The sequence below is a fragment of the Streptomyces sp. NPDC051567 genome, assembly GCF_044454165.1.
Classification (GTDB): domain Bacteria; phylum Actinomycetota; class Actinomycetes; order Streptomycetales; family Streptomycetaceae; genus Streptomyces.
The window spans coordinates 43397-65838 of the sequence record NZ_JBITDK010000030.1 but is presented as its reverse complement, the minus strand read 5'-3'; the positions used below and the strand labels follow the sequence as shown (position 1 = coordinate 65838).

The 22442-nt window shown below is 70.3% G+C and carries 20 protein-coding genes and 4 tRNA genes; 18 read left to right on the top strand and 6 right to left on the bottom strand.

What is annotated here, in order from left to right; translation table 11 throughout:
- Positions 1 to 244: 244 nt before the first annotated feature.
- Entirely contained in the window at positions 245 to 1672 is a 1428-nt protein-coding gene (locus ACIA5F_RS26135; RefSeq protein ID WP_399356972.1) for a SulP family inorganic anion transporter, read from the bottom strand.
- 338 nt (positions 1673 to 2010) lie between these two features.
- Positions 2011 to 2499 carry a YajQ family cyclic di-GMP-binding protein gene (locus tag ACIA5F_RS26130; RefSeq protein WP_399356970.1) on the bottom strand — a complete coding sequence of 163 codons (489 nt, stop codon included), beginning with the start codon at positions 2497 to 2499 and terminating at the stop codon, positions 2011 to 2013.
- 200 nt (positions 2500 to 2699) lie between these two features.
- Between ACIA5F_RS26130 and ACIA5F_RS26125 the strand changes: the two genes are divergently transcribed.
- Positions 2700 to 2781 (top strand) — tRNA-Tyr (locus ACIA5F_RS26125).
- Positions 2782 to 2839: 58 nt separating this feature from the next.
- Here the strand turns inward: ACIA5F_RS26125 and ACIA5F_RS26120 are convergent.
- Positions 2840 to 3496, bottom strand: coding sequence for an SDR family oxidoreductase (locus ACIA5F_RS26120; RefSeq protein ID WP_399356969.1), 657 nt, complete (start codon positions 3494 to 3496; stop codon positions 2840 to 2842).
- Positions 3497 to 3552: 56 nt separating this feature from the next.
- Positions 3553 to 4989: an amidohydrolase family protein gene (locus tag ACIA5F_RS26115; RefSeq protein ID WP_399356967.1), complete on the bottom strand. Its 1437-nt coding sequence runs from the start codon at positions 4987 to 4989 to the stop codon at positions 3553 to 3555.
- Between the two features lie 456 nt (positions 4990 to 5445).
- Here ACIA5F_RS26115 and ACIA5F_RS26110 point away from each other — a divergent pair.
- The 9 genes from ACIA5F_RS26110 (at position 5446) to ACIA5F_RS26070 (ending at position 11221) form a co-directional block, all read left to right on the top strand.
- Positions 5446 to 5518 (top strand) — tRNA-Thr (locus tag ACIA5F_RS26110).
- A 48-nt stretch (positions 5519 to 5566) separates the two neighbouring features.
- Positions 5567 to 5639, top strand: a tRNA-Met gene (locus ACIA5F_RS26105).
- A gap of 88 nt (positions 5640 to 5727) precedes the next feature.
- A complete protein-coding gene (gene rpmG / locus ACIA5F_RS26100) occupies positions 5728 to 5892 on the top strand; it encodes a 50S ribosomal protein L33 (RefSeq protein WP_006604855.1) in 165 nt (54 codons plus the stop codon).
- 166 nt (positions 5893 to 6058) lie between these two features.
- Positions 6059 to 6511 carry a MaoC family dehydratase N-terminal domain-containing protein gene (locus tag ACIA5F_RS26095; protein WP_399356965.1) on the top strand — a complete coding sequence of 151 codons (453 nt, stop codon included), beginning with the start codon at positions 6059 to 6061 and terminating at the stop codon, positions 6509 to 6511.
- 1 nt (position 6512) lies between these two features.
- On the top strand, positions 6513 to 6941 hold the full coding sequence (locus ACIA5F_RS26090) for a MaoC family dehydratase (RefSeq protein WP_399356963.1): 429 nt from the start codon (positions 6513 to 6515) through the stop codon (positions 6939 to 6941).
- Positions 6942 to 7147: 206 nt separating this feature from the next.
- Positions 7148 to 7798: a TetR/AcrR family transcriptional regulator gene (locus ACIA5F_RS26085; protein ID WP_399356961.1), complete on the top strand. Its 651-nt coding sequence runs from the start codon at positions 7148 to 7150 to the stop codon at positions 7796 to 7798.
- A gap of 240 nt (positions 7799 to 8038) precedes the next feature.
- Positions 8039 to 9610 (top strand): DHA2 family efflux MFS transporter permease subunit, encoded by a 1572-nt coding sequence (locus ACIA5F_RS26080; protein WP_399356959.1) that lies wholly within the window; start codon positions 8039 to 8041, stop codon positions 9608 to 9610.
- 122 nt (positions 9611 to 9732) lie between these two features.
- Positions 9733 to 10788 (top strand): UDP-N-acetylmuramate dehydrogenase, encoded by a 1056-nt coding sequence (locus ACIA5F_RS26075; protein WP_399356957.1) that lies wholly within the window; start codon positions 9733 to 9735, stop codon positions 10786 to 10788.
- Between the two features lie 16 nt (positions 10789 to 10804).
- Positions 10805 to 11221 carry a hypothetical protein gene (locus ACIA5F_RS26070; protein ID WP_399356955.1) on the top strand — a complete coding sequence of 139 codons (417 nt, stop codon included), beginning with the start codon at positions 10805 to 10807 and terminating at the stop codon, positions 11219 to 11221.
- A 37-nt stretch (positions 11222 to 11258) separates the two neighbouring features.
- Here the strand turns inward: ACIA5F_RS26070 and ACIA5F_RS26065 are convergent, their stop codons facing one another.
- Positions 11259 to 12329: an adenosine deaminase gene (locus tag ACIA5F_RS26065; protein WP_399356953.1), complete on the bottom strand. Its 1071-nt coding sequence runs from the start codon at positions 12327 to 12329 to the stop codon at positions 11259 to 11261.
- Positions 12330 to 12448: 119 nt separating this feature from the next.
- The gene (locus tag ACIA5F_RS26060) at positions 12449 to 13675 is read right to left on the bottom strand and encodes a pyridoxal phosphate-dependent aminotransferase (protein WP_399356951.1); all 1227 of its coding nucleotides are present in this window, start codon (positions 13673 to 13675) and stop codon (positions 12449 to 12451) included.
- A 193-nt stretch (positions 13676 to 13868) separates the two neighbouring features.
- Between ACIA5F_RS26060 and ACIA5F_RS26055 the strand changes: the two genes are divergently transcribed.
- From ACIA5F_RS26055 to rpoB, 8 genes are all read left to right on the top strand, one after another.
- Positions 13869 to 13941: transfer RNA gene (locus ACIA5F_RS26055), tRNA-Trp, on the top strand.
- Between the two features lie 106 nt (positions 13942 to 14047).
- Entirely contained in the window at positions 14048 to 14329 is a 282-nt protein-coding gene (gene secE / locus ACIA5F_RS26050; RefSeq protein ID WP_399356949.1) for a preprotein translocase subunit SecE, read from the top strand.
- Between the two features lie 84 nt (positions 14330 to 14413).
- The gene (nusG, locus tag ACIA5F_RS26045) at positions 14414 to 15310 is read left to right on the top strand and encodes a transcription termination/antitermination protein NusG (RefSeq protein WP_399356947.1); all 897 of its coding nucleotides are present in this window, start codon (positions 14414 to 14416) and stop codon (positions 15308 to 15310) included.
- Positions 15311 to 15502: 192 nt separating this feature from the next.
- The gene (rplK, locus tag ACIA5F_RS26040; protein WP_150518347.1) at positions 15503 to 15937 is read left to right on the top strand and encodes a 50S ribosomal protein L11; all 435 of its coding nucleotides are present in this window, start codon (positions 15503 to 15505) and stop codon (positions 15935 to 15937) included.
- Between the two features lie 83 nt (positions 15938 to 16020).
- Entirely contained in the window at positions 16021 to 16749 is a 729-nt protein-coding gene (gene rplA / locus ACIA5F_RS26035; protein ID WP_399356945.1) for a 50S ribosomal protein L1, read from the top strand.
- 575 nt (positions 16750 to 17324) lie between these two features.
- Positions 17325 to 17855 carry a 50S ribosomal protein L10 gene (rplJ, locus tag ACIA5F_RS26030; RefSeq protein WP_030710304.1) on the top strand — a complete coding sequence of 177 codons (531 nt, stop codon included), beginning with the start codon at positions 17325 to 17327 and terminating at the stop codon, positions 17853 to 17855.
- 110 nt (positions 17856 to 17965) lie between these two features.
- Positions 17966 to 18346: a 50S ribosomal protein L7/L12 gene (gene rplL / locus ACIA5F_RS26025; RefSeq protein ID WP_399356943.1), complete on the top strand. Its 381-nt coding sequence runs from the start codon at positions 17966 to 17968 to the stop codon at positions 18344 to 18346.
- Positions 18347 to 18899: 553 nt separating this feature from the next.
- Positions 18900 to 22382 (top strand): DNA-directed RNA polymerase subunit beta, encoded by a 3483-nt coding sequence (gene rpoB, locus ACIA5F_RS26020; RefSeq protein WP_399356941.1) that lies wholly within the window; start codon positions 18900 to 18902, stop codon positions 22380 to 22382.
- The last annotated feature ends 60 nt before the right edge of the window (positions 22383 to 22442 follow it).

The following is a 22442-nucleotide window of genomic DNA, read 5'->3' as shown; positions in this document are numbered from 1 at the left end:
GCAGGTCAAGGCGATTGTCAGTGGGGGCGGTCACCATGGACGGACGTGTACACGGACGGACAGCCGCCGGACACACCGCCGGACAGCCGCACCGCTGCCACGGCCCGGTCCTTGACACCTGAACCGATGCCCTGAACAGAGACCCGGACCGACACGGACCGACACGGACCGACACGGAACCGCCGCCGTACCGGCCACCGGGACCGGACCGGCCCCCCGCCACGCCCCGGCCGGGCCGGTACCGTCACGCGACGCCCTCCCGGCCGGGCAGCCGGGACCGCTTCCGCTCCCAGCCCTCAAGGGCGACCAGACAGGCGTGGTCGAGATGGCGCAGACCGCCCAGGTCGAGCCGGACCGGGTGCCCGGCCGGCAACGAGTCCAGTTCGTCGAGGAGCCTGGGCAACCGCAGGAAGCTCGCGTTCCCCACGATCCGGACACACAGCACCTCGCCCTCCCACCCCTTCTCGGTGTGCACGTGCGAGGTGTCCCAGGCCGCCTTGGCGACGGCGAGCCCCAGACCGAACAGCACCCCCTCGAAGAGACCGGTGGCCACGATCGCGGAGGCCGTCGCCACCAGCACCACCGCCTCGCCCCGGTGAGTCCGCCACAGGACGGCCACCGCACGGGCCGGCAGCAAGGTGAAGCCCGCGTGCAGCAGCACCCCGGCCAGCACGGCGAGCGGGACGACCTCCAGCAGCCCCGGCAGCGCCACCGTGAAGAGCAGCAGCCAGCCGCCGTGCAGCACCCGGGCCGCCCGGGTGCGCGCCCCGGCCTCCACATTGGCGGCGCTGCGCACGATCACGGCCGTCATCGGCAGCGCCCCCAGCAGCCCGCACACGGTGTTCCCGACGCCCTGGGCCACCAGCTCCCGGTCGTACTCGGTCCGGGCCCCGTCGTGCATCCGGTCCACGGCGGCGGCGCTGAAGAGCGTCTCGGCGGAGGCGATCAGCGCCAGCGCGACCACGGTCCCCAGCGCCCCGACGGAGGCCAGCACCCCGAACTCCTCCCAGCCGGGCGGGGACACGGCCTCCAGCACCCCGGTCACCCGCACCTTTGCGACGGGCAGCCCCAGCAGGACGGAGACGAGGGTGGCGGCCACCACCGCGACGAGCGCCCCGGGCACGAGCCGCAGCCGGGCCGGCATCCGGCGCCACCCCACCAGCACCGCGACGGTCCCGGCCCCGAGTGCCACGGCGGCCCAGTCGGCCTGCGCCACGAGCCCCGGTAGCCCGCCCACCTTCTCCAAGGTCTTCCCCGGGGCCTCCACCCCGGCCAGGGCGTACAACTGGCCGGCGATCAGAACGAGCCCGATCCCGGCCAGCATCCCGTGCACGACGGCGACGGATACCGCCCGGAACCACCGCCCGAGCCGCAGCACCCCCATGCCCAGCTGCACCACCCCGGCGGCCAGCACCAGCACCCCGAGCGCGGGGAGACCGTACGTCCGCACCGCCTCGTAGACGAGTACGGTGAGCCCCGCCGCCGGCCCGCTCACCTGGAGCGAACTGCCCCTGAACCACCCGGTGACCAGCCCGCCGACCACCCCGGTGACGATGCCCAGCTCGGCCGGCACCCCGGAGGCGACGGCCACCCCCACACAGAGCGGCAGCGCGACGAGCGCGACAACCACCGACGCCGCGAAGTCCTCACGAAACGTTCCGCCTCCAGGCATGCGAGAACCCCCCCTGTCACGCGATGGTGGATGCCACCCAGCGTGCTGGGCGCACCCGCCCCCGCCAAGTGCCCACCGGGAGTCCCGAAGGCGCGTGCGCCGCACACGCCCCGCACACACCTGCCCGGGCGCCGCCCCGCCCGTACGGCGGCCCCCGGAGACCGGGCACGGCGGTACGGCGCGAGGTGCGGCACTCAGGCAGGGCACTCAGGCACGGCACGGGGCGCGACATGACGAGGGCACAACGCGGGCGGCCGTCGAGGTGGTCCCCGGCGATGTGCCCCCGTTGTGCCCTGTCACGCTCGTCCAGCGGCGTACGCGCCGGTCGCGGAGGCTGGTCAGCGGTAGTTCACGTACTGGATCGCGAAGTCCAGGTCCTTGCCCTTGAGGAGGGCCTGGACGGCCTGGAGGTCGTCACGGCTCTTGGAGGTGACGCGCAGCTCCTCGCCCTGGACCTGGGCCTTGATGCCCTTGGGACCCTCGTCCCGGATGATCTTCGCGACCTTCTTGGCGTTCTCCTGGGAGATGCCCTCCTCGATCGTGGCGAAGATCTTGTACTCCTTGCCGGACAGCTGCGGCTCCCCGGCGTCCAGCGCCTTGAGCGAGATCCCGCGCTTGACCAGCTTGGTCTCGAAGACGTCCAGGACGGCCTTGACGCGCTCCTCGGAGTTCGCCTCCATCAGGATCTTCTCGCCGGACCAGGCGATGGTGGCCCCGGTGCCCTTGAAGTCGTAGCGCTGCGAGAGTTCCTTGGCGGCCTGGTTGAGGGCGTTGTCGACCTCCTGCCGCTCGACCTTCGAGACGATGTCGAAACTGGAGTCGGCCATGTGCTGTGGCTCCTTGAAATCGGCTGTGACGGCCCCGGAGGGCACGGCCGGACATCCCCGGGCCGCTCGGTAGAGCCTAGCCACCGCACCCGCCTGCGGCGCTGATCAATCCGGTGGCACAGCACCCTCGGTCATCGGGTATCGTTTACGTCGTTGCCACAGAGCACCGCCGAAAAGCGGCCTCACCGGCGACATCCCATGGCGGTGTGCCCGAGTGGCCAATGGGAGCGGACTGTAAATCCGTCGGCTTAGCCTACCCAGGTTCGAATCCTGGCGCCGCCACGCGATGTGAGACCCCCGTTACTGCGGAAGCAGCGGCGGGGGTCTTCTCGCATGCGTTTCAGTTTCCGGCCACGTCCTTGACGGCCACCGGGACCGGGGTCGAGCCGGAGATCAGTTCCAGGGTCAGGCCCGCCGTCGCCGGGGTCTCGACCAGTTCGGCCAGGACCGCCGCCACGTCGTCACGGGGGACCGGCCCGCGCCCCGTCCGCGCGCCCAGGCGGACCAGCCCCGTACCGGCGTCCTCGGTCAGCGAGCCCGGACGCAGGATCGTCCACTCCAGCCCCAGCCGGGTGCGCAGGTGGTCGTCCGCCTCGCCCTTGGCCCGCAGGTAGACGTCGAAGACCTCGTCACCCTCGTGCCACGGGTCGGCGCCCATCGAAGAGACCATCAGGAAGCGCCGCACACCCGCCCGTTCGGCCGCGTCGGCGAAGAGCACCGCGGCGCCCCGGTCCACCGTGTCCTTGCGGTCGACGCCGCTGCCCGGACCCGCCCCGGCCGCGAACACCGCCGCGTACGCGCCGTGCAGGATTCCCGCGACGTGCTCGACCGACGCCGACTCCAGGTCGCACAGCACCGGTTCGGCGCCCGCCTCCCTGAGGTCGTCGCCCTGTGCCGGGTCGCGGATGACGCCCGCGACCTCGTACCCGCGCGCGGCGAGCAGGCGCTCCAGCCGCAGCGCGATCTGACCGTGTCCACCCGCGATGACGATGCGCATGTCCCGACCGTACGTCGCGCCGGGCGCCCACGCCCGCGAACACCCGGCGCGGGACGTCAGGGACCGGGCTCCGCACGGCCCTGCCGGGGCAGGTCCAGGGCCACCGCCACGGCGGAGTCGCAGTACTCGCGGACAGCACTCGTACGGGCTACCACGCGCCCGCGGTGGATCACGATCCGGCTGTACGCGAGGGAGAGCACGCCCGCGATCCTGTCCCCGCGCACGGCGAGCAGCTCCGCCGGGAAACCGGCCTCCACCCGGACCTGCGGCAGCCCCAGGGCCTCCCGGGCGGCGGTGCTGACCGTCTCGTACGCCTCCGGGGCCCGGAGCCCGCCCTGGGAGGCGAGCAGGTACGCGGCTTCGAGCGGGTCACCGCGGCCGACCGGGTTCCCGGCGTCGCGCAGGGCCCCGCTGCCGGCCGTGACCCGCACCCCGGCGGCCCGCAGCAGCCGGACGGGCGCGGTGCGCAGGCCGCGCCGCTCCAGGGCCGCGCAGTCGCCCTGGGGCAGGCAGGTCACCCGTACGCCCGCCGCCGCCAGCTGGTCGGCGGCGCGGGAGGCCACCTCCAGCGGGAGCCGGGAGAGGCCGCCGCAGGGGCCGATGCTCACGCCGGGACGCAGCCCGGCGGCCATCGCGGTGAGCCGGAAGAGCCGGGCCGGGTCGTCACCGTCCGTGTGCAGGTCCACGGGGCAGCCGTGTTCGGCGGCGAGGGCCAGGACGGCTTCGAGGAAGCCGGCCGGGTCGGGGTCCAGGTCCGGGCAGCCGCCGATCACGGAGGCGCCCATCCGGAGGGCGTCCCGCAGCATCGCCAGCCCGTCCGCGCCCGCCACCCCGGTCAGCCGCCGGGGGACGGCCACGGCGGTGAGGTCGGTGAGCCCGCGCAGGGAGCGCCGGGCCCGGAGCACGGCCGCCAGGGGGCCGAGGCCGTGCGCGTCGCCGATCCGGACGTGCGAGCGTACGGCGGTGGCGCCGTGGCCGAGCTGGAGCAGGGCCGCTTCGGTGGCCCGCCGCTGGACCTCGTCGGGGGTGTAGGAGACGGGCCCCTCGCCGTCCGCGGTCAGGGCGGTGTCCCCGTGGGCGTGGGGTTCGGCGGGGGCGGGCAGCAGCAGGTAGCCGCCGAGGTCCACGCGGGAGAGGGCGGGGGAGGGAAGGCTGCCCGCGGTGCCGACGGCCTGGATGCGGCCACCGGCGAGGCGGACGTCGACCGTACGGCCGTCGGTGAGCCGGGCCCCGGCGAGCAGCAGGCCGGCCCGGTCGGCCCCGCCGTCGGGTACGTCACCACCTGCCGAGCCGGAGGGGCCTGCCGAGCCGGAGGGGCCGGAGGGGCCGAGAGGGCCGGCCGGGCCTGCGGAACCCGTGCGCTCCGCGGAGCCGGTGAGCCCGCCGTGGTCGGGGCGGCCGGTCCGGTCGGCGCGGAGGCGCCCGGGCCCACGGCCATGGCCGTGGCCGCTGCGCGGGGAGGGGGACGGCTGCTGCGGCGGGCTGTCGGGCATCGCGCTCCTGCGGTGGCTCGGGCGGTTCCTGAGCCGTGGCCGCGGCCCGCGGCCCAAGATTACGCAGCGTGTTCAGAGCCTAGGGCGCGGTGCTTGTCACGTCGGGTAAGAGCGCAATAGTCGTACCGGTGTGGTGCCCCGTCGCCCGGGTGCGGCGCACGGGTGGGCCCGCCGCCGCAGACCCGCCGCAGACCTGCCGCGGCCCGCCGCGAACCCGTCCCGGTGCCCCTTCCGGTGTCCCGGGAGCGCTCCACCGGACCCCGGAGAGGGCTCAGGAGCCGTTCCGGAGGCTTCCCGCCCCGCCTTCAGGGTGTGAGCCCGCACACAATCCGGCCCGAAAACGGGCCGAAGAGCGTCGGCGCGATGATCGGAAATGGTCGCGGAACCCCTTCGGAGCCCGGTCCCCGCAAAGGATTTGGGCGATCGGTGGGCAACCGTGTAATGTCTTCATCGCTCGCCCCAATAGCTCAGTCGGTAGAGCGTCTCCATGGTAAGGAGAAGGTCTGCGGTTCGATTCCGCATTGGGGCTCTGGTGAGAGAGGTTCCCCACCCTCGGGTGGGGGGCGGATCTCATCAAAGCGGCGTAGCTCAGTCGGTAGAGCAAGCGGCTCATAATCGCTGTGTCACCGGTTCAAGTCCGGTCGCCGCTACACACAGTAGCCGATTGCGGGGTCGGTCTCCCGGTCGGCTACTCTTGTATGCGTTCATCCGTCCTATTGTCCGTCAAGGAGCACTCACGTGGCTGCCACCGACGTCCGCCCGAAGATCACGCTGGCCTGCGTGGAGTGCAAGGAGCGGAACTACATCACCAAGAAGAACCGGCGTAACGACCCGGACCGTCTTGAGATGAAGAAGCACTGCCCGCGTTGCAACTCGCACACCGCGCACCGCGAGACCCGCTGACCCCAGCGAAGTCTCGAATAACAGGCACCGTCATGAGGTCGTCCCCTTCATTGGGGGGCGGCCTTGTGTCGTTTCTGTACCCGACTCCGGGCCCGGCCCGTTCCGCGCGGGGGCCCGCACCTGACTTTTTGTCTTTCGTGTTCCCTTCAGCAGGAGGTAGTGAGTCATGGCGCTCGACCAGTCCTTCGTGGGGCGGAGCTACCCGCCCACCGATCCGTACGAGGTCGGACGGGAGAAGATCCGCGAATTCGCGGTCGCGGTGGGGGACGCCAATCCCGTCCACACCGACCCCGAAGCCGCCAAGGCGTTCGGCCACCTGGACGTGATCGCTCCGCCGACTTTCGTGTTCGCCATCACCTTCGCGGCGGCGGGCCAGGTCATCGAGGACCCGCAGCTGGGGCTGGACTACAGCCGGGTCGTGCACGGCGACCAGAAGTTCGCCTACTCCCGCCCCGTCCGGGCCGGTGACCGGCTCTCGGTGACCTCCACCATCGAGGCCGTGAAGTCGCTGGCGGGCAACGACATCATCGACATCCGCGGCGAGGTCCACGACGAGACCGGCGAGCACGTGGTGACGGCGTGGACGAAGCTCGTCTCCCGCGCCCCCGAGGAGGCATGACATGGCCGCGCAGATCCAGTACACCGACGTCGAGGTCGGCACCGAACTGCCGGCGGCGTCCTTCCCCGTGACGCGCGCCACGCTCGTCCGCTACGCCGGAGCCTCGGGCGACTTCAACCCGATCCACTGGAACGAGCGGTTCGCCCGTGAGGTCGGACTGCCCGACGTGATCGCGCACGGCATGTTCACCATGGCCGAGGCGATCCGCGTGGTCACCGACTGGGCGGGCGACCCCGGCGCGGTGGTCGAGTACGGGGTGCGCTTCACCAGGCCGGTCGTGGTCCCGGACGACGGCGAGGGCGCGCTGATCGAGGTCACGGCCAAGGTCGCCGCCAAGCTGGACGGCAACCGCGTCCGCGTCGACCTGACGGCGATGAGCGCGGGCCAGAAGGTCCTGGGCATGTCCCGCGCGGTGGTCGAACTCTCCTGACACGGGGCTTCCCGGCGCCGGTGCCTGTCCGCGGTGCCTGTGGGGCTTGTGGCGCCTGTGAGGCTTGCGAGGTGTGTGCGGCGTACGGCGGCGGGGCCGGGCTGAGGCCCGCTCCGTACGCCGCACGCACCGGCCCCGGCGGGCGGTACTCGACTCGGCCGACAGAGGGTTGACGAAGTTAGTGATTGAGCACTAACTTCGTGTCCATGGTAAGGATGAGTGCAGACGAGCGACGCGAGAGCGTCATCCGTGCGGCGATCCACGAGTTCGCTCGCGGGGGCTACTACGGGACTTCCACCGAGGCGATCGCCAAGCGCGTCGGCGTCTCGCAGCCGTACCTCTTCCGCCTCTTCCCGAACAAGCAGGCGATCTTCCTGGCCGCCGTCTCCCGCTGCATGGAGGACGTCCGGCTCGTCTTCGCGGAGGCCGTCGAGGGCCGCGAGGGCAGTGAGGTGCTGGACGCCATGGGGGCGGCGTACCTGCGGCTGATCGTCGAACAGCCCGACAAGCTCCAGCTCCAGCTCCAGACCTACGTGACCGTGGCCGCCGCCGAGGCGGCCGGTGAGACCGAGTTCGGCGAGATGGTGCGCACGGCCTGGACGGGGCTCTGGGACACGGTGCACCCGGCCCTCGGGGCCGACGTCAAGGCGACCACCGACTTCATGGCGTACGGGATGCTCATCAACACCCTGGCGGCCATGGGCTTCCCGGCCGGCCACCGGGTCTGGGAGGGGCTCAACCCGTCCGCCGCACCGGATGACGGCCACCCGCCCGAGGCCGGGGGTGAGGCCGAGGGGGCGGCCGGGGCCGAGTCGCCCGGTCCTTCCCCCCGGGGCCGTTCGGCCCCCGCCGCCTGATCGCCGGGCGGGTCCCCGACCCGACCCGGCGCCCCGCCCGGCCACCCGGCCGGTCCGCCCGTCCACCGGCCACCGGCCGCCCTCCCGCCGGGTGCGCGTCCGTCCGTCCCGCAGGCGGCGGAGCGTCCCGGCCCCGCCCGGCCCGCCGTAGACGCCGCCCGCGCCACCTTCTCTTCTTCGTGGCGAGGTCGCGCCCGCAAAAGTTAGTTATTGATCACTAATAATCATCAGGGGGAGTACATGAACGCACAGGACCCGGCCACAGCCACACCCGCCACCCCGGCCGCAGACGTGCAAGCGACCACCGCCCCGGACACCAGGCTCCGCGCCCCCGCCGTCTGGGCGCTCGTCCTCACCGGGGTCGCCAGCTTCATGGCCGCGCTCGACAACCTCGTCGTCACCACCGCGCTCCCCGCCATCCGCGCCGACCTCGGCGGCACGCTGGAGGACCTGGAGTGGACGGTGAACGCCTACACGCTCACCTTCGCCGTCCTCCTCATGTTCGGCGCCGCCCTCGGTGACCGCTTCGGCCGCCGCCGGCTCTTCGTCGCCGGCCTCGCCGTCTTCACCGGGGCCTCCGCCGCCGCGGCCCTCTCGCCCGGCATCGACGCGCTCATCGCCGCCCGGGCCGTCCAGGGCGTCGGCGCCGCGATCATGATGCCGCTCACCCTCACCCTGCTCACCGCGGCCGTCCCGGCGGCCCGGCGCGGGCTGGCCCTCGGCATCTACGGGGCCGTCACCGGCCTCGCCATCGCCGGAGGCCCCCTGATCGGCGGCAGCCTGACCGAGTACATCTCCTGGCAGTGGATCTTCTGGCTCAACGTGCCGACGGGCCTGGTCCTGATCCCGCTCGCCCGCCTGCGCCTCGCCGAGTCCACCGCCCCCGGCTCCCGCCTCGACATCCACGGCACCCTGCTCATCAGCTTCGGGCTCTTCGGCATCGTCTACGCCCTGGTCAACGCCAACGCCGAGGGCTGGACCAGCGCCCCCGTCCTCACCGGGCTGATCGTCGGCTCCGCGCTCACCGGCGCCTTCGTCCACCACGGCTTCCGCCACGCGGACCCCATGCTCCCCATGCGCCTCTTCCGCGACCGGGGGTTCCTCGGGATCAACCTGGCCGGTCTGCTGATGTTCCTCGGCATGTTCGGCTCGGTCTTCCTGCTCAGCCAGTTCCTCCAGGGCGTCTCGGGCCACTCGCCCACCGAGGCCGGGCTGCGCATGCTGCCCTGGACCGGCATGCCGATGATCATCGCCCCGCTGGCCGGCATCCTCTCCGACCGGATCGGCGGCCGTCCGGTCGTCGCCGCCGGGCTCGCCCTCCAGGCCCTCGGCCTCGGCTGGTTCGCGATGGTCCTCAGCACGGACATGTCGTACCTCACGCAGCTGCCGCCGCTGATCCTCAGCGGGATCGGCATGGGCCTGTACTTCGCCCCCTCCGTGAACCTGCTGATGTCCACCGTGGCCCCCGCGGACCAGGGCAGGGCCTCCGGGGCCAACACCGCCCTGCGCGAGGTCGGCGGAGCCCTCGGTGTCGCCGTCATGGCCTCGGTCTTCTCCGCCCAGGGCGGCTACCGGACCCCGCAGACCTTCACCGACGGCACCGTCCCCGCCCTGTGGATCGGCGCCGGGGCCGTCGCCCTGGCCGCCGCTCTGGCCCTGCTGTCGCGCAAGGGCGGCGCGAAGCACACCCCGGCGGCCCCCGCCCCCGACCTGACCGCCTCCGACCTGACCGCCTCCGACCTGACCGCCACCGACCCGGCCGCCACCGCCACCCCCGCCGGGCCGGTCGGCAAGGTCACCGCCGCCCGCTGACCCCGCGCACCCCGGCCGGGGCCCCGCCCGGAACGGGCCGCACGGGGGACAACCGGTGCGGCCCGGGCCCGCGGCCCGCGCCCCGCCGGGATGCGCGGGGCCCGGACCGTACTCTTGTCCACGTGCAGGAACTCCACGACGCCCCCCTCGCCCCGCTGACCACCTTCCGTCTCGGTGGCCCCGCCGCCCGCCTGGTCACCGCGACCACCGACGCCGAGGTGGTCGAAGCCGTCCGCGCCGCGGACGCCGGCGGCACCCCGCTCCTGGTCATCGGCGGCGGCAGCAACCTGGTCATCGGCGACCAGGGCTTCGACGGCACCGCCCTGCACATCGCCACCACCGGCTTCACCCTCACCGGCACCACCCTGGAGCTCGCCGCGGGCGAGAACTGGAGCGAGGCCGTCGCCCGCACCGTCGAAGCGGGCCTCGCCGGCATCGAATGCCTCGCCGGAATCCCCGGCTCCGCCGGTGCGACCCCGATCCAGAACGTCGGCGCGTACGGCCAGGAGGTCGGCGACACCATCACCGAGGTCGTCGCCTACGACCGCACCCGCCGCGAGACGGTCACCCTCCCCGCCGCGGACTGCGCCTTCTCCTACCGCGACAGCCTCTTCAAGCACCGGCCCGGCCGCTACGTCGTCCTGCGCGTGCGCTTCGCCCTGGAGGACGCGGGCGGCCTCTCCGCGCCGGTCAAGTACCCCGAGACCGCCCGCGCCCTCGGTGTCGAGGCGGGCGACCGGGTCCCCGCCGCCACCGCCCGCGAGACCGTGCTGCGCCTGCGCGCCGGCAAGGGGATGGTCCTCGACCCCGCCGACCACGACACCTGGTCGGCCGGCTCCTTCTTCCACAACCCGGTCCTGACCGACGAGGCGTACGCGTCCTTCCTCGCCCGCGTCCAGGACCGCCTCGGCCCCGCCGCCGCCCCGCCCGCCTACCCCGCGGGCGACGGCCGTACGAAGACCAGCGCGGCCTGGCTGATCGACAAGGCCGGCTTCGCCAAGGGCTACGGCAGCGGCCCCGCCCGCATCTCCACCAAGCACACCCTCGCCCTCACCAACCGCGGCGAGGCCACCACCGAAGACCTCCTCACCCTGGCCCGCGAGGTCGTCGCGGGCGTCCACGAGGCATTCGGCGTCACCCTGGTCAACGAGCCGGTGACGGTCGGCGTCAGCATCTGAGGAGCCCCGGCCGCCCATGGTCTGTCCCCTGCACGGGGCCGGTACGGACCCCACCCGCCTCGTGGGGCGCACACTCCGCAGAGTCGTCGCGTCCTGGCACGTCAGCGAGGGCGAGCGGTCCGAGGCGCCGCTCGACGTCTGGCTGATCGACAGCCTCGGCGACTCCACGCGGATCACCACCGGGTCCGACCGGTGCCTCATCGTCGAGTCCGCCGCCCCGCACGGGCCCTGCGACATGGGGGAGTGGGGCCGCGTCGAGGTCGGCGAGGACCTCGGGGACCACCCCTTCCTGCGCCACCTCGGCCAGAGAGTCGCCTCGGTCGCCGAGGTCGCCGCCCCGCGCACCGGCCGCACCCACCTGGAGATCGCCTTCGCGGACGGCGACCGGGTCCGGGCCGACTGCTGGGAGGGCGACCTGAGGCTGACCCGCTGACCCGCCCGGCCCACCCCACCGCCCCCGCGCGGACCGGTCAGCCCGCCAGCCAGTGGTCGATCCCGGCCAGCAGCTTGCCCTGGACCTCCTCCGGCGCGGCCGAACCCCGCACCGACTGCCGGGCCAGCTCGGCGAGCTCCGCGTCCGTGAAGGCGTGGTGGCGGCGCGCGATCTCGTACTGCGCCGCCAGCCGGGACCCGAACAGCAGCGGGTCGTCGGCGCCCAGTGCCATCGGCACCCCGGCCTCGAAGAGCGTCCGCAGCGGGACGTCCTCGTGCCGCTCGTACACCCCGAGGGCGACGTTCGAGGCCGGGCAGACCTCGCAGGTGATCTGCCGGTCCGCGAGCCGCTTCAGCAGCCGGGGGTCCTCGGCGGCCCGGACCCCGTGCCCGATCCGGGCGGCGTGCAGGTCGTCGAGGCAGTCCCGGACGGAGGACGGGCCGGTCAGCTCGCCGCCGTGCGGGGCCGCGAGCAGCCCGCCCTCACGGGCGATGGCGAAGGCCCGGTCGAAGTCACGGGCCATCCCGCGCCGCTCGTCGTTGGAGAGCCCGAAGCCGACGACGCCCCGGTCCGCGTAGCGGACGGCGAGACGGGCCAGGGTGCGGGCGTCGAGGGGGTGCTTCATGCGGTTGGCGGCGATCACCACCCGCATCCCGAGCCCGGTCTCCCGGGAGGCCGCGTCCACGGCGTCCAGGATGATCTCCACGGCCGGGATCATCCCGCCGAGCAACGGCGCGTACGAGGTGGGGTCCACCTGGATCTCCAGCCAGCCGCTGCCGTCCCGTACGTCCTCCTCCGCGGCCTCGCGGACCAGCCGCCGGATGTCGTCGGGCTCGCGCAGGCAGGAGCGGGCGGCGTCGTAGAGCCGCTGGAAACGGAACCAGCCCCGCTCGTCGGTGGCCCGCAGCTTGGGCGGCTCCCCGGCGGTCAGCGCGTCGGGCAGCCGCACGCCGTACTTGTCGGCGAGCTCCAGCAGGGTCGACGGCCGCATCGATCCGGTGAAGTGCAGGTGCAGGTGGGCCTTGGGCAGAAGCCGGAGATCGCGTGCCTGCGGGGGGTGCGGGGTGGTCGGGGCAGTGGGGGGCTGTCCCCCGGGAAGGACCGTCATCCGGTGATCCTGCCGTACGAAGAGCCCTGGCGGGAGGGGGTTTTCCCGATCGGGTGCCCACCCGAACGCGGAAACGGGCGGCGCCGCAGGTGCGGCACCGCCCGTTCCGGGGTACTGGATCAGGCCTTCGCCTCGGCCAGCAGCTTCTGGAGGCGGGAGACGCCCTCCACCAGGTCCTCGTCACCCAGGGCGTACGACAGCCGCAGGTAGCCCGGGGTACCGAACGCCTCACCCGGGACGACCGCCACCTCGGCCTCGTCGAGGATCAGCGTGGCCAGCTCGGCCGAGGTCTGCGGGCGCTTGCCGCGGATCTCCTTGCCCAGCAGCGCCTTGACCGAGGGGTACACGTAGAACGCGCCCTCCGGGGTCGGGCAGAGCACGCCGTCGATCTCGTTCAGCATCCGCACGATCGTCTGACGGCGGCGGTCGAAGGCGGACCGCATCTCCGTGACCGCGTCCAGGCCGCCGGTGACGGCGGCCAGCGCCGCGACCTGGGCCACGTTGGAGACGTTGGAGGTGGCGTGCGACTGGAGGTTGGTCGCGGCCTTGATGACGTCCTTCGGGCCGATCACCCAGCCCACCCGCCAGCCGGTCATCGCGTACGTCTTGGCGACGCCGTTGACCACGATGCAGCGGTCGCGCAGCTCGGGGACGATCGCGGGCAGCGAGACGAACTTCGCGTCGCCGTAGACGAGGTGCTCGTAGATCTCGTCCGTCAGCACCCACAGGCCGTGCTCGGCGGCCCAGCGGCCGATCGCCTCGGCGTCGGCCTCGTTGTAGACGGCGCCGGTCGGGTTCGAGGGGGAGACGAAGACGAGGACCTTGGTGCGCTCGGTGCGCGCGGCCTCCAACTGCTCGACGGAGACCCGGTAGCCGGTGGTCTCGTCGGTGACGACCTCGACCGGGACACCGCCGGCGAGACGGATGGACTCCGGGTAGGTGGTCCAGTAGGGGGCCGGGACGATGACCTCGTCACCCGGGTCCAGGATGGCCGCGAACCCCTCGTAGATCGCCTGCTTGCCACCGTTGGTCACCAGGACCTGCGAGGCGTCGACCTCGTAGCCGGAGTCGCGCAGCGTCTTCGCGGCGATCGCGGCCTTCAGCTCGGGCAGACCGCCCGCGGGCGTGTAGCGGTGGTACTTCGGGTTGCGGCACGCCTCGACCGCGGCCTCGACGATGTAGTCCGGGGTCGGGAAGTCGGGCTCGCCCGCACCGAAGCCGATCACCGGACGCCCGGCGGCCTTGAGGGCCTTGGCCTTGGCGTCCACGGCGAGGGTGGCGGACTCGGAAATGGCGCCGATACGGGCGGACACCCGGCGCTCGGAGGAAGGCGTTGCAGAGGTCATGCGAGCCATCGTCCCAGACGGCCCAGAAGCGCCGCACACCGTTTCGGTTACCGGGCCGGAGGATGTCAGGTCGGGTTCTGTTCGACGTCAGGGCCCGGAGCACGTACACTCACCTGTCGTTGGACCTCGCCAGCCGCTCCAGAGCGTGAGCACTCCGTGCACTCGTCCGGATGCGGTAGGTTGGGGAACGCAAAGGGTCGTAGCTCAATTGGTAGAGCACTGGTCTCCAAAACCAGCGGTTGGGGGTTCGAGTCCCTCCGGCCCTGCTCCACACTCCTTCTAGGACGTGTGTGCGCAGGTACGTACTTCGATGCAACGCCGTGCGGCGCAACCGGGCGCGGTACGGCCACGACCCGGATTCAGGTGAGAGACATGACGGACGCCCTGGGCTCCATCGACGTGCCTGACGCCGAGGACGACACTCGCGAGAAGAAGGCCCGCAAGGGCGGCAAGCGCGGCAAGAAGGGCCCTGTGGGCCGGCTCGCGCTTTTCTACCGCCAGATCGTCGCGGAACTCCGCAAGGTTGTATGGCCCACTCGCAACCAGCTCACGACGTACACCACTGTGGTGATTGTCTTCGTGGTCATCATGATCGGTCTGGTGACCGTGATTGACTATGGGTTCCAGGAAGCCATCAAGTTCGTCTTCGGCTGATCCCCGCGGAGGGCGGCGCCTTGATGGGTGCCGCCCGTTTTCGCATGTTCCACCACCTTTTGTATCCAGGAAGAAGCAGCCACCGTGTCTGACCCGAACCTGAACGTGAGCCACGACTCCGTCGAGTCCGTCGAGGACGAGCTCGACATCGTCGAGGCGGCAGACGCTGTGGACCCCGACGAGGCCGAGCTCGCCGACGCCGAGGCGGGTGTCGCCGCCGAAGAGGCCGCGGTGCACGTCGAGGACGAGGCCGACGACACGGACCAGGCTGACGACGAGGCCGAAGCCACGGTCGAGACCGAGGCTGAGGCCGAGGTCGAGGCTGACGACGCGGAGGCCGAAGAGGCCGCCCCGGCCGAGCCGGTCGACCCCGTCCAGGCCCTGCGCGAGGAGCTCCGTCTCCTGCCGGGCGAGTGGTACGTCATCCACACCTACGCGGGCTACGAGAAGCGCGTGAAGGCCAACCTGGAGCAGCGCGCCGTCTCGCTGAACGTCGAGGAGTTCATCTACCAGGCCGAAGTGCCCGAGGAAGAGATCGTCCAGATCAAGAACGGCGAACGCAAGAACGTCCGGCAGAACAAGCTGCCCGGTTACGTTCTCGTCCGCATGGATCTGACGAACGAGTCCTGGGGCGTCGTGCGCAACACGCCTGGTGTCACCGGCTTCGTCGGCAACGCGTACGACCCGTACCCGCTGACCCTGGACGAGATCGTCAAGATGCTCGCCCCGGAGGCGCAGGAGAAGGCCGCCAAGGCCGCCGCCGAAGAGGCCGGTCTGCCCGCGCCCCACGTCAAGCGCGAGATCCAGGTGCTCGACTTCGAGGTCGGCGACTCGGTCACCGTCACCGACGGCCCGTTCGCGACGCTCCAGGCGACCATCAACGAGATCAACCCGGACTCGAAGAAGGTCAAGGGCCTCGTCGAGATCTTCGGTCGCGAGACCCCGGTCGAGCTCAGCTTCGACCAGATTCAGAAGAACTGATCCCACCTCGTGCCCCGCGTGGGACACGGCTTCTGAACCACAGCTTCCGGACAGGTCAGACCACCCTTCGAGGGCGGTCTGACCTGCTCGGTTTTTGGCCCCGTGCCGATACCCGTTATCGTGGTGCGGTATGCCTCCGTCCGGATGACCGGATCGGCGGCTGAAAACTCTCACTAGGACCCGGAGAGAGCAATGCCTCCCAAGAAGAAGAAGATCACGGGGCTTATCAAGCTCCAGATCAAGGCCGGTGCGGCCAACCCGGCTCCGCCGGTCGGCCCCGCGCTCGGTCAGCACGGCGTCAACATCATGGAGTTCTGCAAGGCCTACAACGCCGCGACCGAGTCGCAGCGTGGCATGGTCGTGCCGGTGGAGATCACGGTCTACGACGACCGTTCCTTCACCTTCATCACCAAGACCCCGCCGGCCGCGCGCCTCATCCTGAAGCACGCTGGTGTGGAGAAGGGCTCCGGCGAGCCGCACAAGACCAAGGTCGCGAAGCTGACGCGCGCCCAGGTCCGCGAGATCGCCGAGCTCAAGATGCCCGACCTGAACGCCAACGACATCGACGCCGCGGAGAAGATCATCTCCGGTACCGCGCGCTCGATGGGCATCACCGTCGAAGGCTGATCCAGCCCCCAGCACCAAGTGGTAGGACCAAGCGCTGGTCCGCACCACGACTCCACACCTGAAGTCACAACACAGGAGCAGAAGTGAAGCGCAGCAAGACTCTCCGCGCTGCGGACGCCAAGATCGACCGGGACAAGTTCTACGCCCCGCTCGAGGCCGTCCGTCTCGCCAAGGAGACCTCCGCGACCAAGTTCGACAGCACCGTCGAGGTCGCCTTCCGTCTGGGTGTCGACCCGCGCAAGGCCGACCAGATGGTCCGTGGCACCGTCAACCTCCCGCACGGCACCGGCAAGACCGCCCGGGTCCTGGTCTTCGCGACCGGTGACCGTGCTGCGGCTGCGGAAGCCGCCGGCGCCGACATCGTCGGCGATGACGAGCTGATCAACGAGATCGCCAAGGGCAACCGCCTCAACGAGTTCGACGCGGTCGTCGCCACCCCGGACCTCATGGGCAAGGTCGGCCGCCTCGGCCGCGTGCTCGGTCCCCGTGGCCTGATGCCGAACCCGAAGACCGGCACCGTCACCATGGACGTCGCCAAGGCTGTCACCGAGATCAAGGGTGGCAAGATCGAGTTCCGCGTCGACAAGCACTCGAACCTGCACTTCATCATCGGCAAGGTCTCCTTCTCCGATGAGCAGCTGGTCGAGAACTACGGTGCGGCCCTGGACGAGATCCTTCGTCTGAAGCCGTCCGCCGCGAAGGGCCGCTACATCAGGAAGGCCGCCCTGAGCACCACCATGGGCCCCGGCATCCAGCTGGACTCCAACCGCACCCGGAACCTCCTCGTCGAGGAAGACCCGGCCGCGGTCTGAAGGGTCCGGGCCTGACGGCTCACCCTGAGTGACTGAACGGGCCCCTCGCCTCCCCCTCACCGGGGCGGCGGGGGGCCCGTTCGCGTGTCCGGCAGGCCCTGGCAGTCCCAGCTTCCCGCTACGGGCCCCGGAGGCCAGGGTCAGGCCGGGTACGGGGGCTCGCACGCCCGTGCGCGCAGGTACGGGGGCAGGGGTGCGTAGCGTGCCAGGTGCGGGGCCTGGCGGGGACCTCTCCCCCCTCGGAGGCGGGGGAGCGAGCCCCCTCGGGAGGCTCTTCCAGGTGTCCGGACACCCGGGGCGGTGCGGCGCGGAGGCCGGTCTTCGGCCGATTTGCTCGCCGGGGCACCGTTCACGTACTCTTCCGAGGAAGCCAAAGACCGCTGGTCGTTGCTGTGCCTGAAAGGGTGCGGTGACCGAAGGATTCGCTGAATGCGAACGACCTGCGCAGGTGTTCGTGGAAAGGCTCCCGGATTCATTTCGGTCGAGCTTACGCCCCGTGCGCTTGCGCCGGGGCGTTTCGTATTGTCCAGCCCCTTCTGAGCGGTCCTCATCACCCGGAAGGAGGCCGACGCTCTATGGCAAGGCCCGACAAGGCTGCCGCGGTAGCCGAGCTCACGGACCAGTTCCAGAGCTCGAACGCCGCTGTGCTGACCGAGTACCGGGGTCTCACCGTCGCGCAGCTCAAGACGCTGCGTCGTTCGCTCGGTGAGAACGCCCAGTACGCCGTGGTGAAGAACACGCTGACCAAGATTGCGGCCAACCAGGCCGGGATCACCGCGCTGGACGAGCACTTCGCTGGTCCGACCGCGGTCGCCTTCATCACCGGTGACCCGGTGGAGTCGGCGAAGAGCCTGCGTGACTTCGCCAAGGACAACCCGAACCTCATCATCAAGGCGGGTGTCCTTGATGGTAAGGCGCTCACCGCCGATGAGATCAAGAAGCTCGCGGACCTCGAGTCCCGCGAGGTTCTGCTCAGCAAGCTGGCCGGCGCGTTCAAGGGCAAGCAGTCTCAGGCTGCCTCGCTCTTCCAGGCGCTGCCGTCGAAGTTCGTCCGCACCGCGGAAGCGCTTCGCGTCAAGCTCGCCGAGCAGGGCGGTGCCGAGTAATTCGGCTCGCGCACTGATCCGCGCCGCCTAGCGCGCGGGTCGTAGCGGGCCGTGACGCCCGCCTCTATATACATCCGGCACCTGCCGATTTAGTGGAAGGATCGCCCATCATGGCGAAGCTCTCTCAGGATGACCTCCTCGGCCAGTTCGAGGACATGACCCTCATCGAGCTCTCCGAGTTCGTGAAGGCCTTCGAGGAGAAGTTCGACGTCACCGCCGCCGCGGCCGTCGCCGTTGCCGGCCCCGCCGGCCCGGCCGCCGCCGAGGCCGTCGAGGAGCAGGACGAGTTCGACGTCGTCCTCACCGCCGCCGGTGACAAGAAGATCCAGGTCATCAAGGTCGTGCGCGAGCTGACCTCCCTGGGTCTGAAGGAGGCCAAGGACCTCGTCGACGGCGCTCCGAAGCCCGTCCTGGAGAAGGTTGCCAAGGAGGCCGCGGAGAAGGCTGCCGAGGCCCTCAAGGGTGCCGGCGCCTCGGTCGAGGTCAAGTAACACCTCTGGGGCCTCCACGAGGCCTCAGTGAAGGGCGATCACCCGTAAGGGTGGTCGCCCTTCGGCGTACCCGGGGTGCCTGATTTGCCCTGGTCTCACGGGGGAGTAGGGTGATCTTCGTTGCCCCGCGCCAGGGTCCGGTGATGATCCGCACGGAGCAGGGGGCCTTGACGAACGGCACGCGGCGCGCAATTCTCAGATCCGTCGCACGCTCGGACAGCCCGATCCAGGATTCGAGGCATGGATCGGCTACGAAGAGGGCAGTACTGATACGCGCTCTGTGTACCAGAGCCGCAGCATTGGACTACAAGGGGAAGGGCCTGTTGCCGGTTTCCGGAAACCTGGTCTGGACATCAGTGAGCCAAGTGGCTACACTGACCCTTTGCGCTGCCTGTTAGCTGCCCCCTGCCCGTCGCCAGGGGCATACCCACGCTTGAGCACACTGATTGAACCGCACTGACCTGGTCTTCTTCCAGATCGGGAGCATCGGTCTTCTGTGTCGGCTGGGACCGGTACGCGCGTAGTGAGTCCGAGCCCTCGGAAGGACCCCCTCTTGGCCGCCTCGCGCAACGCCTCGACCAATACGAACAACGGTGCCAGCACCGCCCCGCTGCGCATCTCCTTTGCAAAGATCAAGGAGCCCCTCGAGGTTCCGAACCTCCTGGCGCTGCAGACCGAGAGCTTTGACTGGCTGCTCGGGAACGCGGCCTGGAAGTCTCGCGTCGAGTCGGCGCTCGAGAGTGGACAGGACGTCCCCACCAAGTCAGGTCTGGAAGAGATCTTCGAGGAGATCTCGCCGATCGAGGACTTCTCCGGGTCGATGTCGCTGACCTTCCGCGACCACCGTTTCGAGCCGGCGAAGAACTCCGTCGACGAGTGCAAGGACCGCGACTTCACCTTCGCGGCGCCGCTGTTCGTCACCGCCGAGTTCACGAACAACGAGACCGGTGAGATCAAGTCTCAGACGGTCTTCATGGGCGACTTCCCGCTCATGACCAACAAGGGCACCTTCGTCATCAACGGCACCGAGCGTGTCGTCGTGTCGCAGCTCGTCCGTTCCCCCGGTGTCTACTTCGACTCCTCCATCGACAAGACGTCCGACAAGGACATCTTCTCCGCCAAGATCATCCCGTCCCGGGGTGCCTGGCTGGAGATGGAGATCGACAAGCGCGACATGGTCGGTGTCCGCATCGACCGCAAGCGCAAGCAGTCCGTCACCGTTCTCCTGAAGGCTCTCGGTTGGACCACCGAGCAGATCCTTGAGGAGTTCGGCGAGTACGAGTCCATGCGCGCCACCCTGGAGAAGGACCACACCCAGGGTCAGGACGACGCGCTGCTCGACATCTACCGCAAGCTGCGTCCGGGCGAACCGCCGACCCGTGAGGCCGCTCAGACGCTGCTCGAGAACCTCTACTTCAACCCGAAGCGCTACGACCTCGCGAAGGTCGGCCGCTACAAGGTGAACAAGAAGCTCGGCGCCGACGAGCCGCTCGACGCCGGTGTGCTCACCACCGACGACGTCATCGCGACGATCAAGTACCTGGTCAAGCTGCACGCCGGCGAGACCGAGACGACCGGCGAGTCCGGCCGTTCGATCGTGGTCGAGACCGATGACATCGACCACTTCGGCAACCGTCGTCTGCGCAACGTCGGCGAGCTCATCCAGAACCAGGTCCGCACGGGTCTGGCTCGTATGGAGCGCGTCGTCCGCGAGCGGATGACCACCCAGGACGTCGAGGCGATCACGCCGCAGACCCTGATCAACATCCGGCCGGTCGTCGCCTCCATCAAGGAGTTCTTCGGCACCAGCCAGCTGTCGCAGTTCATGGACCAGAACAACCCGCTGTCGGGTCTGACGCACAAGCGTCGTCTCTCGGCGCTGGGTCCCGGCGGTCTCTCCCGTGAGCGGGCCGGCTTCGAGGTCCGTGACGTGCACCCCTCGCACTACGGCCGCATGTGCCCGATCGAGACCCCCGAAGGCCCGAACATCGGTCTGATCGGCTCGCTCGCCTCCTACGGCCGGGTCAACGCCTTCGGCTTCGTCGAGACCCCGTACCGCAAGGTCATCGAGGGTGTCGTCACCGACGAGGTCGACTACCTGACCGCCGACGAGGAGGACCGCTTCGTCATCGCCCAGGCCAACGCCGGCCTGTCCGAGGACATGCGCTTCACCGAGAACCGCGTGCTGGTCCGCCGTCGTGGCGGCGAGATCGACTACATCGCCGGCGACGACGTCGACTACATGGACGTCTCCCCGCGCCAGATGGTGTCCGTCGCGACCGCGATGATCCCCTTCCTGGAGCACGACGACGCCAACCGTGCCCTCATGGGCGCGAACATGATGCGCCAGGCCGTTCCGCTGATCAAGGCGGAGGCCCCGCTCGTCGGCACCGGCATGGAGTACCGCTGTGCGGTCGACGCCGGTGACTCGATCAAGGCGGAGAAGGACGGTGTCGTCCAGGAGGTCTCGGCCGACTACATCACCGTCGCCAACGACGACGGCACGTACACCACGTACCGCGTCGCCAAGTTCTCCCGCTCGAACCAGGGCACCTCGGTCAACCAGAAGGTCATCGTCAACGAGGGTGACCGGATCATCGAGGCCCAGGTCCTCGCCGACGGTCCGGCGACCGAAGAGGGCGAGATGGCCCTCGGCAAGAACCTGCTCGTCGCGTTCATGCCGTGGGAGGGTCACAACTACGAGGACGCGATCATCCTGTCGCAGCGCCTCGTCCAGGACGACGTCCTCTCCTCGATCCACATCGAGGAGCACGAGGTCGACGCCCGTGACACCAAGCTCGGCCCCGAGGAGATCACCCGGGACATCCCGAACGTCTCCGAGGAGGTCCTCGCGGACCTCGACGAGCGCGGCATCATCCGCATCGGTGCGGACGTCGTCGCCGGTGACATCCTGGTCGGCAAGGTCACGCCCAAGGGTGAGACCGAGCTGACCCCGGAGGAGCGACTGCTCCGCGCGATCTTCGGTGAGAAGGCCCGCGAGGTGCGCGACACCTCGCTCAAGGTTCCTCACGGTGAGATCGGCAAGGTCATCGGTGTCCGCGTCTTCGACCGCGAGGAGGGCGACGAGCTTCCCCCGGGCGTGAACCAGCTGGTCCGCGTCTACGTCGCCCAGAAGCGCAAGATCACCGATGGTGACAAGCTCGCCGGCCGTCACGGCAACAAGGGCGTCATCTCCAAGATCCTTCCGATCGAGGACATGCCGTTCCTGGAGGACGGCACCCCGGTCGACATCATCCTGAACCCGCTGGGTGTCCCGTCCCGAATGAACCCGGGACAGGTCCTGGAGATCCACCTCGGCTGGCTCGCCAGCCGCGGCTGGGACGTCTCCGGGCTCGGCGAGGAGTGGGCCGAGCGGCTGAAGGTCATCGGCGCCGACAAGGTCGCGCCCGGTACCAACGTCGCCACCCCGGTGTTCGACGGTGCCCGTGAGGACGAACTCGCCGGCCTCTTCGAGCACACCATCCCGAACCGCGACGGCGACCGCCTGGTCCTCCCGTCCGGCAAGGCGCGTCTGTTCGACGGCCGCTCCGGCGAGCCGTTCCCGGACCCGGTCTCGATCGGGTACATGTACATCCTCAAGCTCCACCACCTGGTCGACGACAAGCTCCACGCCCGGTCGACCGGTCCGTACTCGATGATCACGCAGCAGCCGCTGGGTGGTAAGGCACAGTTCGGTGGCCAGCGATTCGGTGAGATGGAGGTGTGGGCGCTGGAGGCTTATGGCGCCGCTTACGCCCTCCAGGAACTGCTGACCATCAAGTCCGACGACGTCACCGGCCGCGTGAAGGTCTACGAGGCCATCGTCAAGGGCGAGAACATCCCCGAGCCGGGCATTCCCGAGTCCTTCAAGGTGCTCATCAAGGAAATGCAGTCGCTCTGCCTCAACGTGGAGGTGCTGTCCTCGGACGGCATGTCCATCGAGATGCGCGACACCGACGAGGACGTCTTCCGCGCGGCGGAGGAGCTCGGTATCGACCTGTCCCGGCGTGAGCCGAGCAGCGTCGAAGAGGTCTGACGGGCCTGACGGGGGGCTCCCTGAGTGAGCCCCCCGTCGCCCCCGGGACCGTTCAGACCA

Bases quoted from the DNA above. Each gene is read 5' to 3' on its own strand.
- ACIA5F_RS26070 (WP_399356955.1), top strand. From the start codon at position 10,805: ATGGTCTGTCCCCTGCACGGGGCCGGTACGGACCCCACCCGCCTCGTG.
- ACIA5F_RS26080 (WP_399356959.1), top strand. From the start codon at position 8,039: ATGAACGCACAGGACCCGGCCACAGCCACACCCGCCACCCCGGCCGCA.
- ACIA5F_RS26095 (WP_399356965.1), top strand. From the start codon at position 6,059: ATGGCGCTCGACCAGTCCTTCGTGGGGCGGAGCTACCCGCCCACCGAT.
- ACIA5F_RS26060 (WP_399356951.1), bottom strand. From the start codon at position 13,675: ATGACCTCTGCAACGCCTTCCTCCGAGCGCCGGGTGTCCGCCCGTATC.
- rplJ (WP_030710304.1), top strand. From the start codon at position 17,325: ATGGCAAGGCCCGACAAGGCTGCCGCGGTAGCCGAGCTCACGGACCAG.
- rplL (WP_399356943.1), top strand. From the start codon at position 17,966: ATGGCGAAGCTCTCTCAGGATGACCTCCTCGGCCAGTTCGAGGACATG.
- rplK (WP_150518347.1), top strand. From the start codon at position 15,503: ATGCCTCCCAAGAAGAAGAAGATCACGGGGCTTATCAAGCTCCAGATC.
- ACIA5F_RS26130 (WP_399356970.1), bottom strand. From the start codon at position 2,499: ATGGCCGACTCCAGTTTCGACATCGTCTCGAAGGTCGAGCGGCAGGAG.
- ACIA5F_RS26090 (WP_399356963.1), top strand. From the start codon at position 6,513: ATGGCCGCGCAGATCCAGTACACCGACGTCGAGGTCGGCACCGAACTG.
- ACIA5F_RS26085 (WP_399356961.1), top strand. From the start codon at position 7,148: ATGGTAAGGATGAGTGCAGACGAGCGACGCGAGAGCGTCATCCGTGCG.
- secE (WP_399356949.1), top strand. From the start codon at position 14,048: ATGACGGACGCCCTGGGCTCCATCGACGTGCCTGACGCCGAGGACGAC.
- ACIA5F_RS26065 (WP_399356953.1), bottom strand. From the start codon at position 12,329: ATGACGGTCCTTCCCGGGGGACAGCCCCCCACTGCCCCGACCACCCCG.
- ACIA5F_RS26120 (WP_399356969.1), bottom strand. From the start codon at position 3,496: ATGCGCATCGTCATCGCGGGTGGACACGGTCAGATCGCGCTGCGGCTG.
- ACIA5F_RS26115 (WP_399356967.1), bottom strand. From the start codon at position 4,989: ATGCCCGACAGCCCGCCGCAGCAGCCGTCCCCCTCCCCGCGCAGCGGC.
- ACIA5F_RS26135 (WP_399356972.1), bottom strand. From the start codon at position 1,672: ATGCCTGGAGGCGGAACGTTTCGTGAGGACTTCGCGGCGTCGGTGGTT.